The following is a 17259-nucleotide window of genomic DNA, read 5'->3' on the forward strand; positions in this document are numbered from 1 at the left end:
CACTCTTTAGTCTTTAATTGGAGATGAATCTTAAGAAATTTTTATTTTTGCTTACTTTTGATACTGAGCTTTTCAATTCTGAAAAATATATAATCAATATAAAAATAAAATAGGGAAGTTGTATTATGAATATTAAAATTTCAACTTATTTAACTATAAGCCTTGGTATTATTTTAAGTGCTTGTGGTGATAATGACAGTGACATAGAACTCCCAGTACCTCAAAATTGTACTTCAACCTATGATCAGTGGGCACAACTAAAAAGAGATGATACTTTATCTGAAACTAATACCAAGTTGAACTGTGAGGGAGTTAAACGTTCAGAACAAGTTTCAGCCGAAGGATACAATTACACTGTTTATGAATGGAATACTGCTTCGAAACCACGAGGTATACAAATAGGATATGGAAATGGCAAGTTAGTAGCCAGAACATTTTTGCCAGATGAAAAAAAATCGAGTTGTTTTCCTTCCTCTCAAATCATTGATAGCCTTAAATTAGGCCAGACATTAGAACAGACACAAAATACAATTGGCTGCTCGGGGCAGTGGGTAAAAAGTTATAGTATTTATGGAGGAGCTATTGATAATACTTACAGTTGGGAAAACGCTGATTCAAAAGAAGTTTTATCGTTAATATTTAATAATAACCTGCTAAAAACGAAAGAATATAAAAAGCCAAAATCTGTATCGAGTTGTATACCAACACACAGTCAGTGGAACAATGTAATTGTTAGCAGTTTATTTGGTGATACCTATCAATCAGCTACTTCTAAACTAGGTTGTAATGATGTAGATAAACAATGGGGTAAAAATGATCGGAGTACAGATATTATAAGGATTGAGGTCGGTCCATTTTCTGGACTTATAATCAGTAAATTTTTTATTCCTAAACTTGGTGACAATAATAGTTGCGCACCTTCATTTGAAAATTGGAGCAACATAACTTTTGGATCAACCTATAATCAAGCTAAAAAATTTATGGGTTGTGAGGGAGTACTTACGGGCATTACTGTACCTGAAGTAGGTACATCTGATGAAGAGATTGAAACCTCATTCTATCAATGGAGTAACTTTAACACATCTACAACTCCGCCAATGGGAATAGAACACTCACTAATTTTTAAAGGTGGGCGATTGATCAGTAAATCTTTTAGTAATAATAATTCCCCATTTTCTAGTTGTAACCCGACGCAACAAGGTTTTGAGAAAATAAAAATTGGTGACAAATTTGAGGATATCAAAGATGCATATGGATGTAGTGGAACATGGGTTAAAGCCTCATCCACAGGAAGTAATTATGGAACCACAACTTATGCATGGGGAGATATAGAATCTACAAACTCTATGAGAAACTATGCTTATATTGAGTTAAATAATGATCAAAAAGTAACTTCGACATATATCTATTTTGCTAAATAGCTCTAGTAGGTTTTATACAAACCTTAGGATAGAGACTAATTTATTTCTGGTTTATATCCCAATCTTATCAAATATCTAGATATATTTTCTTTGTGATCAGGATGCACAGCTCATGCTATCAATAGCAAGGTAAATGTATCAATTCGCGTTAGAGCACTTTAAAAAAAGGCCCTGAGGAATCAGGGCCTTTTTTTAGTTTTCAAATTCCACCTCATAAAGTGATGTTAAAGTTGCCTTTAATTTTTCATCTTTAGTTTCTGCAATGTACTCTTGCATTTTCTCTTTATACTCAGGGTGTCCAGCTTTATATTTTGCATACAAGTATGAGAACTCGCCTATCTTATAATCAGGGTCGGTCTTGTTTTCTGGTTTGTCTAGTTCCACTTTTAGAACCTCTGCAACATTGTCATAACACTTATTAACCAAAGTTGCTTCTTTCCCTTGCATGGTAAACAACTGACATGTAAATGTAAGTCTTGCTGTGTCATTTGGCTTCTCCGCAAGTTGCTTATTATTCAATGCGTGTGCCTTGTCATAGTCATTCAAAATCATATAAATATTCATTTGAAGTAGTTCACGTTTACGTTTGTCCGTAATTTTATCGACCTCAGGAAGTATTTCCCGCATATGCTTCTGGAAGACCTCTCTATCTTCCATAGAATATTTTTCAATATACTCATTATGTTTATCTATAATTTTCTGGTCTTCAGCAGATATTGGCTTAGGTGCTGTGATTTCGCTTTGTTTTGTACTATCCGAAGCATTGCTACAGCCACCAAAAAATGATGAATAAACGATAAATAGGGGTAAATACTTTTTCATACTTATGCTTGAGTCTGCTTTAGAGGGGACGCCTTTTTCTGGACCACATTTAGATTAAATGTATTATAAAAAGCCCTAAAGAATTAGGGCTTTTTTCTTGAGTTTATAGATATCTATAAACTCAAATTCCATTATGCTTCCTTAGGTTTATGTTTAATATTCAATAATATGAATAAAATGGTATAAATAAGTAAGGAAATAAGCCACAGAATTAAATAAATATTTTGATCGAATTTAATAGTATTTATAACAAGTTGGTTGATTGGATCACTTTCAGCTAAAAATGCGCTTAAAAATAAGAAGATATAAACAAAAAAACCTATTCTTAAAACATAAGTTATATTTTTGACAAAGAACATAATAAGGCCAAGTACGACACTTATAATTCCAAAGAACCATAGTAAAACACTATCGTCATCTGTTGAGCCTTGCATGTCTCTTAAATAAATATATTCATCTACGCCGTAAGGGGCAAAAGTCACAAATCCTTTAGATAAGGATTCAAAGCAAATGGCTAAAATGCCCGATACTATCAATACGATAGCCAAGTAATATTTTAAGTTTAGAGTTTTCATATTCCTGTATATCCTTCCCCAGCTTTCCAGTATTTATGCAATGTGCGTGGGGTTGCGGTACATGCTTCACAATTATCCGGTTTAGAATAAATAATACCGTTTAAAGCTTGTTTAATGGATTCTTGCCAATTTCTTGATCGATTATAAACTCTAGAGGGATTATCAAAACTAGCCTTATTAGTTGAAGGATCCAGATAAGAATCTAAACCCTTCTCACCAGCATTGTGCAGTATTGTAGCTTCTCTAGGGGTGAGCTGGCGGCCTAATTTTAATTGCTTTAAAGAAATATTCTTAGCGACAAGATCAGTTGCTACTTGAGGGTTGTTAGTGATGAGGTCAAATGTCTTTCTAAGCCTATTTGGGTCACTCTCCAGATAACCTAGCAGATCTGCGGCCAAACCTAATTGCATTTCACCAAGACCATAGCTTCTATGGGATTTAACGCCTCCGCGGTCTTTCGCATATGCAATATAGTTCTTGGCGATGGCTGCTGCTGAAAAGAATTTTTCCTGAAAAATAATTGAACCAACAGCCAACGGATCCACACCATACTTTGCTGCGGAGGTATTAATGGCTGCATTATAATAGGCAACCATGTTTAAGCCATCCGGTGCTGGTACTGAACGATTAACCATAACATGATCAAGATTGTGGTCTTTTTCTTGGCTAGTCTTATGAGCAACTAATTTAACTTGATGTACTGTGTGCGTTACGCTACTGCCTGATTCTTTCGTGTATGTAGTGCCAACGAAGGGTTGAGGCTCTAACAATCTACCAGTCGGCAAGTACACATTAAATCGGACAGTACAGTTTTTAGCATTTTCATTTTTCTGAAGTGGGAAACTTGCCTCTACAGATATACCTGAAGGGTTGATTTTCAACTTGCCCGTTTCAAACCTTCTACCAGTATCTTGTGCGATAAATAAAGCGGAAAATGAAAAGTTGGTATAATCGCCTAGTCCTCTTAATCTCAACTGTGCATAACATGTACTCATTCTGTGTCTTCCTCACTTGGTAGCACAGGATCCGGATAATCATGGTTCTCTAAAAGATGGAAAGATATTTGTTCTTCTTTCTGGGTATATATCCGTTGAGTGTAACCATTCTCATCAGTCATACCTTCAAATTGTTTGCCTGATTCTGATATTGCGAAATATGCTTTATTTTTATACAGTGCATTTTGATTATCAATTAATTGAACACTCAGATTAAATATTCCTTTACTTTCGGGTAATACTGGAAAGTGGCTAACAACTTGTTCACCAGACTTGAATATATGTTGACCAGCTTTAACCTCAAATTTACCTCCCGTTATTATCGTAATACCTTTATCATTAATTACAATACGTGAACCACCCGCCATACTTTTTTATTCTCAAATTTAAATTTATGTGATTAGAATAACATAACTTGTTTAAACTCAAAAAATACACTTATGACCATGATTGTTTCGGCGCATCTCGGAGATTGTATACTGATTGCCGCTGATAAAAGAGCGATGGTATATGATATAAACTCTGGATTATTAAGAATATCTCATGATGATGAGGCGAAAATAAAGTTATGGTGCCGTGGTGCTATTACAGGCACAGGCGAAAGTTTATTTATAAATCGTATAATGAATTATTTTGAAAATTTAACAGAACAAGAACAAAAACTTGAACAAGTGGATGCTATTCAAATGGAAATAGAAAGAAGATTGTCTGAAGGGGTTTCAAAAGAGCTTCTTTCTAATAATACGCTTATATTCTCAATATTTAATGGCTGTAAAACCTCATTATATATAATACCCATACAGCCATTTTTTGAGACATTTAAACTTGGTGGTCGCGAACATTTAAGGTCCCAAGTTAATGAAATTAAAGAATGGACCATAGAGGTATGCTGTTTAAATATTCCTTCCGATTTAGTATTATTACAAGACTTCCAGCGCAATTTAAGGAGCTTAAATAGCTTTGAAAGTGAGGGGCATTTCATTAGTTACTATATAGAGCATTTAAAGACTATTTTTGCGAAACAAGCTTCTATAGATACTAGTGTTACACCGTCTTTTGACCTGTATTTACAATCATGTGAGACTGGAGGTAGCTTTGCCATTCATATTGAGAACAACTTTTTAACTACTTCAAATGTGTAATATTTTGCCCATTGGTCCAACTGGACCAAGATTAACTAAGTTATTGTTTGCTATATCGATGATTTTGTATCATTGAAAACTTAGCTTCAAAAACGTTGAAATTAGCTGCATATCATGCAAGGCCAACGTTATATTGAAATCTATGAAAGAAATCCTATCCAATAGCAATTCTTTTACGTTGGATCGCTAACCGTGTTTCACTATGAAGGTGTTCTGGTTTTGCCGTGCATTCTGCTTTCAGGGTGCACAGCTCATACGATCAATAACAATGTGAGTGTTGGTATTTGTGTGAAAGCAATACAAAAAACTTTAATATTTAGCTTATTCTCAATAACTTTCATTGAGATAGGTAAAGTTATTAATTTGTTTAAAATATATATTTACATTTTTATTATTATATTAAGTTGTATTTTAGATAAGGGGCGTTTAAAAATATACCAAATGGTAAATTTTTTAATTACCTATAAACTGAATAAATATTTTTACAATCAATATTATATTATTTAACAAGGATTTAATTTGTGAAGAGAGTTTTGCTTTCTATTTTTCCATTATGTATGCCATTCATACATGGATGTTCTGCTGAAGAAAAGAATATCAACCTAACACCTATTACGACCGACCAAGTTTCTGTTAGTAACATTACTCATGAAGCAAAAGCGAAAGAATCTTATAAGCAATTTTTTCTTCTTTCAAAAGATTTAGAGTTTGATAAAGATTTACATCAGTTAGAAGCGATATGGCCTGGTAAATTAATCCTACACAACAACTGTTTATCCATCTTAGTGGAAAGTGATAAAGAAACTATTCATACATTAGTAGTGCCTAAGAACTATGAAATAATATTTGATAAGCAGAATAATATTGCAGGACTTAAAGATAGTAAGTCAAAAGAACAATACAAATTAGGTGAATCATTGCTATTTGGAGGTTTAGCAATAGATAAAGAGAAAATGAAACCAATTAAAAATATACCGAGTTATTGTGAGCCAAAATTGGCACTACCAGGAGACATTAAAAAATGACAAAACTAAGTAGTTTGAAAAGAAAATTGTTAGCAAGCATATTAATTGGCATGTCCTTTACTTCTTTGACTCATGCCGCAGCCAACGTTGATTATCTTCAAAAAAAGTACAATATCTCTTCAGATGAAGCGAATAGGCGAGTTGATTTACAAAATGATGTAATCGCACTTTCTGAAAAGCTAAATCAGGCTAATGATCCTAACTATGCAGATATGTATATTCAACATCAACCTGTGTATAAAATTATAGTTTTATTCGCTGATAATAGTGATCGAAAAGATTTTCTTAAATCTCTAGATCCAAAACTGCAAAAATGGGTACAAATAAAACAAGCAAAAAAATCTAGAAATGTTTACTCAAAAGAGTTAGATGATATTAACATTTCACTTAATCGATTAAATATTATCTACACTTCAGTTTATGATTTAGAGTCACAAAAGTTTTTGATTACTGTCGAAAAGAAGTCAGATGTTAACTTGGTGAAGCAAATTCTACCTAAAGCCAGAAATGGTGAAGTAACAATTAGAGTCGGTAATGTACCTAAAATCCAAGCTGCACCGAGTGGTGTGAAGTCAGGAGATAAGCTTTATGCAGGAAATACTTTGTCTTTTACAAGTGGAAGTCCGGGATGTACGGCTGGATTTGCTGTAAGTTATATCTCTGGTGGTGTGACTAAAAAAGGAGTGCTGACTTCGGGCCACTGTCCAAATGATATGTTAGTCAAATTCAGTGATCATAATGTTCTACTTAGCGGTCCTATCGTTGAAAAACAACATCGTAGTGATCCTAGTGGCGGTGGAGATAACATAAGTGATAAGTATGATTATCAAATTTGGGATGGGACGGGACTAAATCTTGATAATCAAATCGCTTTTAAAGATCTAAATGGTATTCCTGAGTTCCCAGCTACAGGTATTTTCCGTCTGACAGCAATTACAACATTCTTAAATCAAAAAAAGGGTATGATCGTTTGTAAATCTGGACAGACTACAGGAATTACTTGTGGTGAAATAACAAATGGTAACGCCTCTCACGATGGGGTTGCCGGTTGGATTCAAGTAGCTAACAGTAATCAAGCGAATATTAGTGCTGGTGGAGATAGTGGAGGTCCTTGGTTCCTATATCCAGGATCTTCAACTAATGTAAATGGTGTGGGAGTACATACAGCAGGTAATAGTTCTACTAACCCAGATGATTACGCTATTTATATGCCAATTGACTACATTGATGATCATATTTCTTCAGTAAATACACTAAAACAATGATATAGATTAATTTTAAGAAAAAGGTGATTCATACCATGATGAGTCACTTTTTTCTGATTCCGCTCATCATTTAATTGCTCTCATGAGCAATAAACACGGTAATACAGAATTAGAAACTAACGTTAAAGCTATGGCAATTTACCTAGCTTGGTTAAGCGAGTGATGATGGGGGGAGTTAACCCCGCATCCGTAAACAAAAAAGCCCCAATTAAGGGGCTTTTTACTATGCAGCACTTAACATTTTAGCAATTTCAGAAGCTGTAGGGTTGTAGTAAGTATTTACTAAAACACTAATCGTTTTATGGCCAGTAATCTTAGCTAAGATTTCTACTGGCAAACGATAGTCATGAACAAAACGGGTAATAGCTTCATGGCGCGTGTCATGAAACGTAATAACGCCATCTAAGCCAACTCTACGTAAGTTACGTTGCCACATTAATCGAAAGGCATTAGAGGTAAGAGGAACCATACGGTTATCGTCAGGATCGTCAGGTAGCCAAGAAAGTAGCTCTTTTGCCTTCGTAGTTAAAGGCACATCACGAGAAGTACCATTTTTAGTATCTAAGAGTCGTATAAAATCTGGAAAGATTAATCGCTTCTCTACACTGAGTATTTCACCTTTGCGCATTGCCGTTTCAAGTGCAAATAGAAACACCATGCAACTCGGTGTCTTGGCTGAACAGGCACCTTTCCCCATTCATAATCGAGCCCAGCTAAAACTTTATCTATATGGTTCTGATAAATCCGCTGATTACGTGGAGGAGGGGCAGTTGGTTTTGATATTTCTTTGAAGGGATTTTCTTTAGTTAGAAATAGTTCTTTGCGTGCAAAATCGAAAACTGAACTATACATAGCCATTTCTCGAATGACTGTTGCACCTTTAACTTGCTTTAAACGTTTATCACGCCATTGTTTAACTAATGCTGGTGTCAGGTCGTGAATTGATTCATCTGCTAATTTCCCCCAATTTTTCTTTAGGCATTTAAGCATTTGAACAATTAAGCGGGCACTCTTCATTTTTCTGCCTTCTTCTTGATAGTACTGTTCAAAAAGAGCATAGAAGGAGATATGGATTTTTTCAGGCTCAGGGTTAACCTGTTGAGATTGTAATTCTAATAATTTTTTTGCGGCCCATTGTTCACACTCACTCGCAGTATCTCGAGTAGCTGTGTAACGTTTTCCTAAGTAACGAACAGTGATGCGCCACGCGTCCCCGCGCTTAACCGGCTTTTGCATAATAACACTCCAAATTTCGTGGTGTCGCCGCGACACCAAAATTCGCGAATGCCTAAAAGACATCCACTTTTTTGGTGTCGCAACGGAAATATAAAGCGTTTTTTAATGCGAATTTTGACTATTTTGAGTAGTCAAAGCTGACCGATCGACAATAAAAAACAGGCCACATAACTCGTTAAAGTTATGCAGCCTATTGATTTTAATACATAAAATCTTGGAGCGGGAAACGAGACTCGAACTCGCGACCCCAACCTTGGCAAGGTTATGCTCTACCAACTGAGCTATTCCCGCAATGTGAGCACATTATAGAGTGTTTCACTAAAGTGTCAACACTCTTGTGATTTAATTGAACATTTAATCAGCACGACGCCAAACTGTACCTTGGCGCGTATCTTCTAATACAACACCTTGGTCGAGCAAAGACTGACGAATACCATCTGCTTTCGCAAAATCTTTTGCTTTTTTCGCATCAACACGTTGTTGAATGAAATCTTCAATTTCAGCATCAGACAAAGTAAGCGCTTCTTGTCCAATATCTGATTTTAAGAAAGCATCTACATCGTGTTGTACCAAACCTAAAATGTTGGTGAGGTGACGTAATGTCGAATAAAGCACAGTCGCTTGGTCAGCTTGCTCTTCTTTTACAGCACGGTTTAACTCTTTGTTGAGTTCAAACAATACAGCCATAGCTTCGGCAGTATTAAAGTCATCACACATTGCATTGTTAAAACGTTCAATAAAGCTTTGATCAAGTGTTTCAGTTGTCGTTTGACGGTACACTTGTTGATAAGCTTTAAATGAATGATAGAAGCGAGTTAAAGAAGTTTTTGCTTCTTTCAATGCCACATCAGAGAAGTTCACAGGACTACGATAATGTGAAGACACAATAAAGTAGCGAATCACTTCTGGATGGAATTTCTCCATCACATCACGAATAGTAAAGAAGTTGCCTAAAGACTTAGACATCTTTTCACCATCAACGTTAATGAAGCCAACATGCATCCAGTAGTTTACATATTGTTCACCAGTTGACGCTTCACTTTGAGCAATTTCATTTTCATGATGTGGGAACATTAAATCTGAACCACCACCATGAATGTCAAAGTGATTGCCTAGGCAGCAAGTCGACATCGCAGAACATTCAATGTGCCAACCCGGACGACCATTGCCCCAAGGTGACGCCCACGATGGTTCATTTTCTTTGGCATGTTTCCAAAGTACAAAGTCAAACGGATGTTTCTTTTCAACTTCTACGTCGACACGCTCACTTGCGCCTGCTTGCATATCATCAAGCTTACGGCCAGAGAGGCGACCATATTTTTCAAATTTGGTAACTTCAAAATAAACATCGCCGTTTGAAGCAGGGTAAGCAGAGCCTTTATTTACCAGATTGCCAATCATATTTTGCATCTGATCAATATATTCAGTCGCTTTAGGTGCTTCATCGGGTGCGGCACAGCCTAAATTGGCTGCATCTTCGTTCATTGCATCAATGAAACGAGTGGTGAGCTGCTGAATGGTTTCACCATTTTCATTCGCACGTTTAATAATTTTGTCGTCAATGTCGGTAATGTTGCGAATATAGCGAACATTCCAGCCTTGACTACGTAAGAAACGTATAATGTAGTCAAATGCAACCATAACTCGAGCATGCCCGATATGACAGTAATCGTAAACGGTCATACCGCAGACGTACATATCGATGTGACCTTCTTTGCGAGGTACAAATTCAACTTTTTTTCGTTGCTCAGAGTTATATAAAACAAACGGTTGCATAAGGGTTTTCAAACACTCAACAAAAACAGTGTTACATCATAACTGATGCATCATTTTTCACAAAGTTTTATACAAGAATTTTATAAGCTTGTGAAATCTTATACATTTAAAAACGTGTAAATGATTGAGTTATGTTAGAATGCCCCCAAATCTTTTGATTAAAATCACCGATCTTCACAAGAGATCAGATCAATTATTTTGAGTCAAACTCGTATGCCCAATCCTACAGATTTTCAAAGCAGCGCATTAGCAACATTGCGTATTGAGCAACAAGCCTTAGACGTGTTAGCAACACAAATTAATGACAGTTTTAGTCAGGCTTGTGAAATATTGTTACAGTGTAAAGGCCGTGTTGTGATTACTGGCATGGGTAAGTCAGGGCATATTGGCCGTAAAATGGCTGCGACTTTTGCCTCAACCGGTACACCATCTTTCTTTATGCATCCAGGCGAAGCTGGGCATGGTGATTTGGGTATGTTGGTTCGTGGTGACGTTTTAATTGCGATTTCCAATTCTGGAAAAAGTGATGAAATCATGATGTTGATGCCACTCATCAAACATCTTGGCGTACCTCTTATTACCATTAGCCGTACCGATAAAGGGCCAATGCCTCAAAATGCCGACATCGCTTTAACTTTAGGTGAGTCGGACGAAGCATGTCCATTAGGGTTAGCTCCGACATCGAGCACGACAGCGACTTTAGTATTGGGTGATGCACTGGCTGTTGCTTTACTTGAAGCTCGTGGTTTTACCGCAGATGATTTTGCGCGTTCGCATCCTGCTGGAGCCTTGGGTAAGCGTTTACTTTTACATGTAAAACACCTGATGCACACTGGCGAAGAATTGCCAAAAGTTTCACCAGACACACCAATGAATCAAGTACTTTACGAAATTTCTAATAAGCGTTTGGGCTTGACGACTATTGTTGATGATGAGGAACATTTGCTTGGTATTTTCACCGATGGTGACTTGCGTCGTTTAATTGATAAACAGCAAGGTTTCGATGTGAATTTACCTGTTTCTGAAGTAATGACAAAAAAACCGTCAACTATTTCTCAAGAAGCACGTGCGGTAGAAGCTCTACAACAGCTTAACCTGAAAAAAATTAGTCAATTTGTTGTGGTGGATGACCAAAATAAAGTGATTGGTGTAATTAGTATGCATGACCTTATTCAGGCAGGGGTAAATTAATCAATGGCATCTTATGCATTGTTAGAACAAGCACGTCATTTACAGGCATTGGTTCTGGATGTTGATGGTATTTTGAGTGATGGTTTTGTAACTTTAACGAATAGTGGCGATGAGATTAAGTCATTTGATATTCGTGATGGTTTAGGTATGAAACTTGCGCAGCAAGCGGGTATGAAAATCATCATTATTACGGGCCGGAAAAGTAATATCGTTGAAAAACGTATGTCTGATTTAGGCGTGGATCTCGTTTTTCAAGGGCGTGAGGACAAAGGTTCTGCGCTACGTGAAGCTTGTGCACAGTTTAATATTTTGCCATCTGATTGCTTATATATGGGCGATGACTGGCCTGATTTATCTGCTTTTGCAATCGCAGGAATGAGCGTCACTGTGCCAAATGGTCATGAAGAAGTGCGTCGCCGTGCGCATTTGGTGACACAGTCGATGGGTGGACGTGGTGCTGTACGAGAAGTCTGTGATATGTTGCTGATCGCAAAAGGCATTTACCAAGAACTTCTTGAAAAATATCTTGCAGTACCGCATTAATAATAAGATTACTTAAAAAGGTAGGCTATTCCTGCTCATGGATACCAGAGTTTTATCTATTGTTGCTGTAGTTGTTGCTGCTATAAGTGGTGGTTACTACTACTATAGTGGCAAGGCAAAAAAACTAGACATTGGTTCTGCGAAGAATATGACATATTCGGCGCGGGGCGTCCATTTGACTCAAACTGATGATCAGGGCAATTTGTATATTCGTGCTGAAGTTCGTCAGCTTGAACAGGATATGCAACAAAAAACATCAAAGTTGGATCAACTTAATGCATCTATGTATAAAGATGGCAAAGTAGATGCAACGTTCTTTGCGAAGCAGGCAAATGGCTATGATGATAACCGTAAAGTTATATTATCGGGTGATGTGGTAGCCACTAAACTGGCTCCACAGGGAAAAATTGAATTCCAGACCGAGGAATTAACTGGATATCCAAAGACCAGAGAAATTGAAACTGATCATCAAGTGATTGTTCATTCTCCACAAGCCGACTTTGTCAGCAAAGGATTAAAAGCCAATTTGAATAACGGTCAGTACGAATTTTTTAATGTTCGAGGAAAGTATGCACCAAAGTCTTAATTTAAAACGTTCTTCAGCTTTCCTAAAACAAGCTGCGATCATTACATTCGTTGCTTTATCATCAGCTTCGACTTTTGCGTTACCGTCTGACCGTGGTCAACAAATTTCACTCGTGGCAGACCGTGCAACTTATAACGAAAAAACCGGTTTGACGACCTATACCGGCAATGTCGTGATTGAGCAAGGCACGATGAAGCTTCAAGCCGACTCAATTGTTGCTACGTTAAACTCTAAACGTGAAATTCAAACGATTACTGCTAAGGGTAGACCGTCTAAATTTCAGCAACAAATAAGTGCTGATAAGGGCGTGGCACGTGGTGAAGGACAGACCATTGTTTATAATGCAGATACGGGCATTATTACATTGACTGGTGGTGCATATTTATATCAAGATGGTTCTAGTATTCGTGGTAACTCATTGAAATATAGTATGAACAAAGGTGATGTTGAAGCTCAAGGCTCATCGTCAAATCGTGTGCAAATTATTATTCCGCCATCAAGTTCAAAAAGCTTTCCAGGAGCGCGTGACTAATGCAACAAGCTCTTCAACAACCCCAAACTTTGTGTATTAAGCACTTAGGAAAAAACTATAGTAAGCGTTGGGTCGTCAAAGACGTATCTTTTAGTATGCAAAGTGGACAGATTGTTGGTTTGCTTGGCCCTAACGGTGCAGGAAAAACAACAAGCTTCTATATGGTTGTAGGGCTAGTGCGTATGGATAAAGGTGAAATTCACCTTGATGATCTTGATATGTCCGATTTGGCAATGCATGAACGGGCACGTAAAGGAATCGGATATCTTCCGCAAGAAGCTTCTATCTTTAGAAAGCTGACCATTGCTGAAAATATTATGTCCATTTTAGAAACACGCAAAGACTTAAATAAGCAACAGCGCCAACAACGTCTTACTGAATTATTAAATGATTTTAAAATCAGTCATATTAAAGATTCATTGGGAATGAGTGTGTCTGGTGGTGAACGTCGCCGTGCTGAAATTGCACGTGCATTGGCTGCTGATCCTAAATTTATGTTACTTGATGAGCCATTTGCCGGCGTTGACCCAATCTCGGTTGGTGATATTAAAGATATCATTCAGACTTTGAAAGATCGTGGTATTGGTGTACTTATTACTGACCATAACGTACGTGAAACTCTGGCAATTTGTGAACGTGCATATATTGTCAGTGAAGGGGCTGTCATTGCCGAAGGTACACCACAAGAAATTCTGGATAACGAACAAGTCCGTAAAGTCTACTTAGGTGACGATTTTACAGTTTAAATAAAATGGTTAATCTATTTGTCTAAAAAGAGGTCAATGCCTCTTTTTAGTTTTTTTATATTTATTTATTAAAAACAATAATTTAAATTGCTCATTTGATGAAAAAGTAATGTGTAAATTATTCAAGTAATTATGCTTCTTTATGCAAAAAACTATGTAGAATGTAAAAGCTTTTAAACGATAACAAACAAGATCAACAAGACAAGCATGATTGGATATAACCAAAGAAAAGTAGAAAGGACATGTAAAAAGCCGGCTTTCCTGAAAGGGTTGATGCTTTTAACTTCATTGCATGTACCAGTAGTGATATATGCTGCTAAACCTAGTGAGCAATATCACACCCTAAAAGACAACTTATCACAACTTTTTGCCCCTAAAAGTAGTGATGAATTTAAAGTTGCCAAGATGCAAGACTTGAGTAATTTTAAGCTAGATCGTTCTAGAGTGCAGGAGTTTCCGACTGTTCAACTCAATGATAGAGCAGCTTCATCTTATTCAAATCTGCCATCAAGGAAAATGACTCTGCAGGAAGCGGTGAGAATCGCAATCCAGCGTAATCCTGATATTTCCCAAGCCATTTCAACTTTAGCTGGCCAAAACGCGGGTATTGATGTTGCGAAGGCGGGTTATTATCCTCAAATTTCTGGTGGTATTACCACAGGTGACTTGAGTAGTGGTGAACGTGGTCGGCAGTTATTGACTTTAAACGCAACTCAAATGCTTTATGATTTTGGTAAAGTCAAATCAGGTGTATCGGTTGAGAAGGCCAAGCTCCAAGTCGAGCAGGCCAATGTGCTGGTCAGCATTGACGATATTGCGCTTGATGTGGCTCAGTCGATTATCAATATTCAGCGCTATCTCCAATTAAATAAAATTGCCGAGCAGCAAATTGCAGGTATTCAGCGAATTCAGGAAATCGCTAATTTACGTGCAAATGCTGGTATTAGTAGCCAAGCTGACCCCATCCAAGCTCAGTCTTATTTACAAGCTGCACAGTCTGGTTTGATTGCACAGCAATCTTTATTACGTCAGTACCAGCAACATTTAAGAACATTACTAGGTGGAGATGTCTCACGAACAGGTTGGATTATTTCAGATGATTTGGTGAAAGTGTCCGATTTATATGGTGAACCTGAATTCAATACCATCCCAAAAATGATCGCTGCACAAGCGGGCATCGAAGTAGCCAAAGCGCAAAAGGAACAGACCCGTTTAACGCGTTATCCAACTTTGGCAGTAAAAGGCTCGGTGAGTCAGGCCATTAATGGTAGAAACCCAAACAATGATGAAGACGATGGTTTATATAGCTCGGTCATGCTTGAAGCCACCAGTCAGTTTTATCAAGGTGGGGCAGTTTCTTCTCAGGTCAAAATGGCGAGTTATGCAGAAGAAGCTGCAAAGTCTAAAGTTAATTCAGTCTATATGGATGTTCTGGATCAGATCAGAACCAGCCGTGAGCAAATTGAAAATAAACAACGCCAAATGCAGGTGTTGACCAATCGCCAAGCCACTACGGTTCGTACACGTGAACTTTATCAAGAGCAGTACAAACTTGGTACGCGTTCATTGGTCGATTTATTGAATGCAGAGCAGGCCATTCATAGTGCTAATTCAGAACTCGAAACTGCACGTTATGACATCTACAACAGTATTGTGCAATACATCTCGGCAACAGGACGTTCCCGCCAAGCTTATGACTTAAATAATATTTCAATTCAGGGGTTCGAAGTACAACCATGATGACAAAAATAAACTACCAGCCCTGGTTACAGGCGGTCTTAACGATTGCTAAACATTACCGAATTGAGCCTTCCGAAGAAAGAATCCGTTTACAACTTGACTGGAACCAGAATCAAAACCTTGATGATGTTTTACAGCTCATTACACGTCAGGTTGGATTAAATTTACGTAAAGTACCGTTTTCTTTAGAGCTGCTGAACCCGTGGCGCCTACCTGTTATGGTCGAGTTTCATGACGGACAGGTCGGCATTATTGATAAAGCCGATACCCAAGGTAATGTCAGTATCCAGTTTAGTGGAGACCATGGCCTTTCTCAAAATTTAAGCCTAGATGTCTTAAAAAATACGATTAAGAATGTCTATATTCTGCGTCCTGAAAGCTCCATTCCCGATGCGCGTATTGATGAATATATCAAACCCTATGAAGCAAGCTGGTTCTGGTCAATTGTTCTGAGAGACTGGAAGCGTTACGTTGATATTATGTTTGCCTCACTCATTGCCAATGTATTGGCACTGGCAACCATTATTTTCTCAATGCAAGTCTATGACCGCGTTGTTCCATCACAGTCCATCCCGACTTTATGGGTTCTGGCAGGTGGTGTACTCATTGCTGCTATTTTTGAGTTTACCTTACGTATATCACGGGTGTATTTATCTGACATTATTGGTAAACGTGCTGACTTGCGTGTTTCTGATCGTGTATTTGGTCATGCCTTACGAATCAAAAATAAAGATCGGTCAAAGTCTACAGGTAGTTTTATTTCGCAGATTCGTGAACTCGAAGGTGTTCGTGAACTGGTGACCTCTACCACCATTAGTGCAATTGCCGATTTCCCATTCTTTTTCCTGTTCCTGGTAATTTTTGCCATTATTGGCGGAAAGCTGTTTTGGGTGATGTTGCTTGTTGTGCCACTTATGCTTTTGCCGGGTATTCTGGCACAGAAGAAGCTTGCGCAACTCGCACAAGAGGGTATGAGAGAATCTTCAATTCGTAATGCCATTCTGGTTGAAGCGGTGCAGGGTATTGAAGATATCAAGCTATTACGTGCCGAATCGCGTTTCCAAAACCAGTGGAACCACATGAATGAAGTTTCAGCCGATATTGCTATGAGACAGCGTAAAATTGTTGGTACTTTAATGGCATGGACCCAAATGCTTCAGGGTCTGACCTATGCGATTGTGGTTTTGGTAGGATGTTTTGCGGTAATGGAAGGTGAAATGACTACGGGTGCGTTAGTTGCCTGTTCAATTTTATCTTCACGAATGTTAGGGCCGATTGCACAAATTACTGGCGTTTTAGGACGTTTACAGCAGGCGAAGGTTGCTAAACAAAGTCTGGATGAACTCATGCAACGTCCGATCGATCAGGCTGACCATTCACATCTGGTACATAAAGCTGCTTTAAATGGCGATTACGAATTAAAAAATGTCTTATTCCAATATGGAGAAGAAGACCCGAAACCAAGTTTGGCAATCCGTCATTTAAAAATTCGTGCTGGTGAAAAAATTGCAATTCTGGGGCGTAATGGTGCAGGTAAATCGACCCTGCTTCAGCTTCTATCTGGCATGCAAGTCCCAACTCAAGGAGCAGTGCATTTAGATGGTCTGGATTTGTCTTTAATTGACCCATCTGATGTACGTCGTGATATGGGTTTACTCAACCAG

16 protein-coding genes, 1 tRNA gene and 1 pseudogene are annotated in these 17259 nt (G+C 37.8%); 11 read left to right on the forward strand and 7 right to left on the reverse strand.

Translation table 11 applies throughout. The features are described from left to right. Positions 1 to 125 precede the first annotated feature (125 nt). Entirely contained in the window at positions 126 to 1421 is a 1296-nt protein-coding gene (locus RMB13_RS14635) for a hypothetical protein (protein ID WP_311085614.1), read from the forward strand. A 192-nt stretch (positions 1422 to 1613) separates the two neighbouring features. On the opposite strand, the gene RMB13_RS14640 is transcribed toward RMB13_RS14635, so the two are convergent. From RMB13_RS14640 to RMB13_RS14655, 4 genes are all read right to left on the reverse strand, one after another. Continuing rightward, positions 1614 to 2243, reverse strand: coding sequence for a hypothetical protein (locus RMB13_RS14640; RefSeq protein WP_311085615.1), 630 nt, complete (start codon positions 2241 to 2243; stop codon positions 1614 to 1616). Positions 2244 to 2374: 131 nt separating this feature from the next. Beyond that, positions 2375 to 2818 carry a hypothetical protein gene (locus RMB13_RS14645; RefSeq protein WP_311085616.1) on the reverse strand — a complete coding sequence of 148 codons (444 nt, stop codon included), beginning with the start codon at positions 2816 to 2818 and terminating at the stop codon, positions 2375 to 2377. Continuing rightward, positions 2815 to 3813, reverse strand: coding sequence for a hypothetical protein (locus tag RMB13_RS14650; RefSeq protein WP_311085617.1), 999 nt, complete (start codon positions 3811 to 3813; stop codon positions 2815 to 2817). The genes RMB13_RS14645 and RMB13_RS14650 overlap by 4 nt, the downstream gene beginning before the upstream one ends. Continuing rightward, on the reverse strand, positions 3810 to 4181 hold the full coding sequence (locus RMB13_RS14655) for a hypothetical protein (protein ID WP_311085618.1): 372 nt from the start codon (positions 4179 to 4181) through the stop codon (positions 3810 to 3812). The genes RMB13_RS14650 and RMB13_RS14655 overlap by 4 nt, the downstream gene beginning before the upstream one ends. A gap of 72 nt (positions 4182 to 4253) precedes the next feature. Between RMB13_RS14655 and RMB13_RS14660 the strand changes: the two genes are divergently transcribed. The 3 genes from RMB13_RS14660 to RMB13_RS14670 all read left to right on the forward strand — a co-directional run bounded on the left by RMB13_RS14660 (position 4254) and on the right by RMB13_RS14670 (position 7245). After that, positions 4254 to 4955: a hypothetical protein gene (locus RMB13_RS14660; protein WP_311085619.1), complete on the forward strand. Its 702-nt coding sequence runs from the start codon at positions 4254 to 4256 to the stop codon at positions 4953 to 4955. A gap of 521 nt (positions 4956 to 5476) precedes the next feature. Then, positions 5477 to 5980: a hypothetical protein gene (locus RMB13_RS14665; RefSeq protein WP_311085620.1), complete on the forward strand. Its 504-nt coding sequence runs from the start codon at positions 5477 to 5479 to the stop codon at positions 5978 to 5980. Beyond that, positions 5977 to 7245, forward strand: a complete 1269-nt coding sequence (locus tag RMB13_RS14670; protein WP_311085621.1) for a S1 family peptidase — start codon at positions 5977 to 5979, stop codon at positions 7243 to 7245. Before RMB13_RS14665 ends, RMB13_RS14670 begins: the two co-directional genes overlap by 4 nt. Before the next feature lie 223 nt (positions 7246 to 7468). Here RMB13_RS14670 and RMB13_RS14675 read toward each other — a convergent pair. The 3 genes and pseudogenes from RMB13_RS14675 to cysS form a co-directional block, all read right to left on the reverse strand. Continuing rightward, positions 7469 to 8481 (reverse strand): annotated as a pseudogene (locus tag RMB13_RS14675) (tyrosine-type recombinase/integrase). Between the two features lie 215 nt (positions 8482 to 8696). Further along, a tRNA-Gly gene (locus tag RMB13_RS14680) sits at positions 8697 to 8772 on the reverse strand. A gap of 63 nt (positions 8773 to 8835) precedes the next feature. Then, a complete protein-coding gene (cysS, locus tag RMB13_RS14685; protein WP_311085622.1) occupies positions 8836 to 10257 on the reverse strand; it encodes a cysteine--tRNA ligase in 1422 nt (473 codons plus the stop codon). A gap of 213 nt (positions 10258 to 10470) precedes the next feature. On the opposite strand from cysS, the gene RMB13_RS14690 reads away from it, so the two are divergent. The 7 genes from RMB13_RS14690 to RMB13_RS14725 all read left to right on the forward strand — a co-directional run. Next, entirely contained in the window at positions 10471 to 11448 is a 978-nt protein-coding gene (locus RMB13_RS14690; RefSeq protein WP_080026640.1) for a KpsF/GutQ family sugar-phosphate isomerase, read from the forward strand. 3 nt (positions 11449 to 11451) lie between these two features. Then, on the forward strand, positions 11452 to 11991 hold the full coding sequence (locus RMB13_RS14695) for an HAD family hydrolase (protein ID WP_003650830.1): 540 nt from the start codon (positions 11452 to 11454) through the stop codon (positions 11989 to 11991). 37 nt (positions 11992 to 12028) lie between these two features. After that, positions 12029 to 12577, forward strand: coding sequence for an LPS export ABC transporter periplasmic protein LptC (gene lptC, locus RMB13_RS14700; RefSeq protein WP_311085623.1), 549 nt, complete (start codon positions 12029 to 12031; stop codon positions 12575 to 12577). Next, positions 12561 to 13109, forward strand: coding sequence for a lipopolysaccharide transport periplasmic protein LptA (gene lptA, locus RMB13_RS14705; RefSeq protein ID WP_311085624.1), 549 nt, complete (start codon positions 12561 to 12563; stop codon positions 13107 to 13109). The genes lptC and lptA overlap by 17 nt, the downstream gene beginning before the upstream one ends. Further along, a complete protein-coding gene (gene lptB, locus RMB13_RS14710) occupies positions 13109 to 13855 on the forward strand; it encodes an LPS export ABC transporter ATP-binding protein (RefSeq protein WP_003650837.1) in 747 nt (248 codons plus the stop codon). The genes lptA and lptB overlap by 1 nt, the downstream gene beginning before the upstream one ends. 273 nt (positions 13856 to 14128) lie before the next feature. After that, positions 14129 to 15595 (forward strand): TolC family protein, encoded by a 1467-nt coding sequence (locus RMB13_RS21860; RefSeq protein WP_155120865.1) that lies wholly within the window; start codon positions 14129 to 14131, stop codon positions 15593 to 15595. Continuing rightward, positions 15592 to 17259, forward strand: a 1668-nt coding sequence (locus RMB13_RS14725; RefSeq protein WP_311085625.1) for an ABC transporter transmembrane domain-containing protein, incomplete at its 3' end; no start/stop codon positions are given. The genes RMB13_RS21860 and RMB13_RS14725, both read left to right, overlap by 4 nt.

Origin of the sequence: Acinetobacter sp. V102_4 (assembly GCF_031799005.1) — a bacterium.
Taxonomy (GTDB): Bacteria; Pseudomonadota; Gammaproteobacteria; order Pseudomonadales; family Moraxellaceae; genus Acinetobacter; species Acinetobacter calcoaceticus.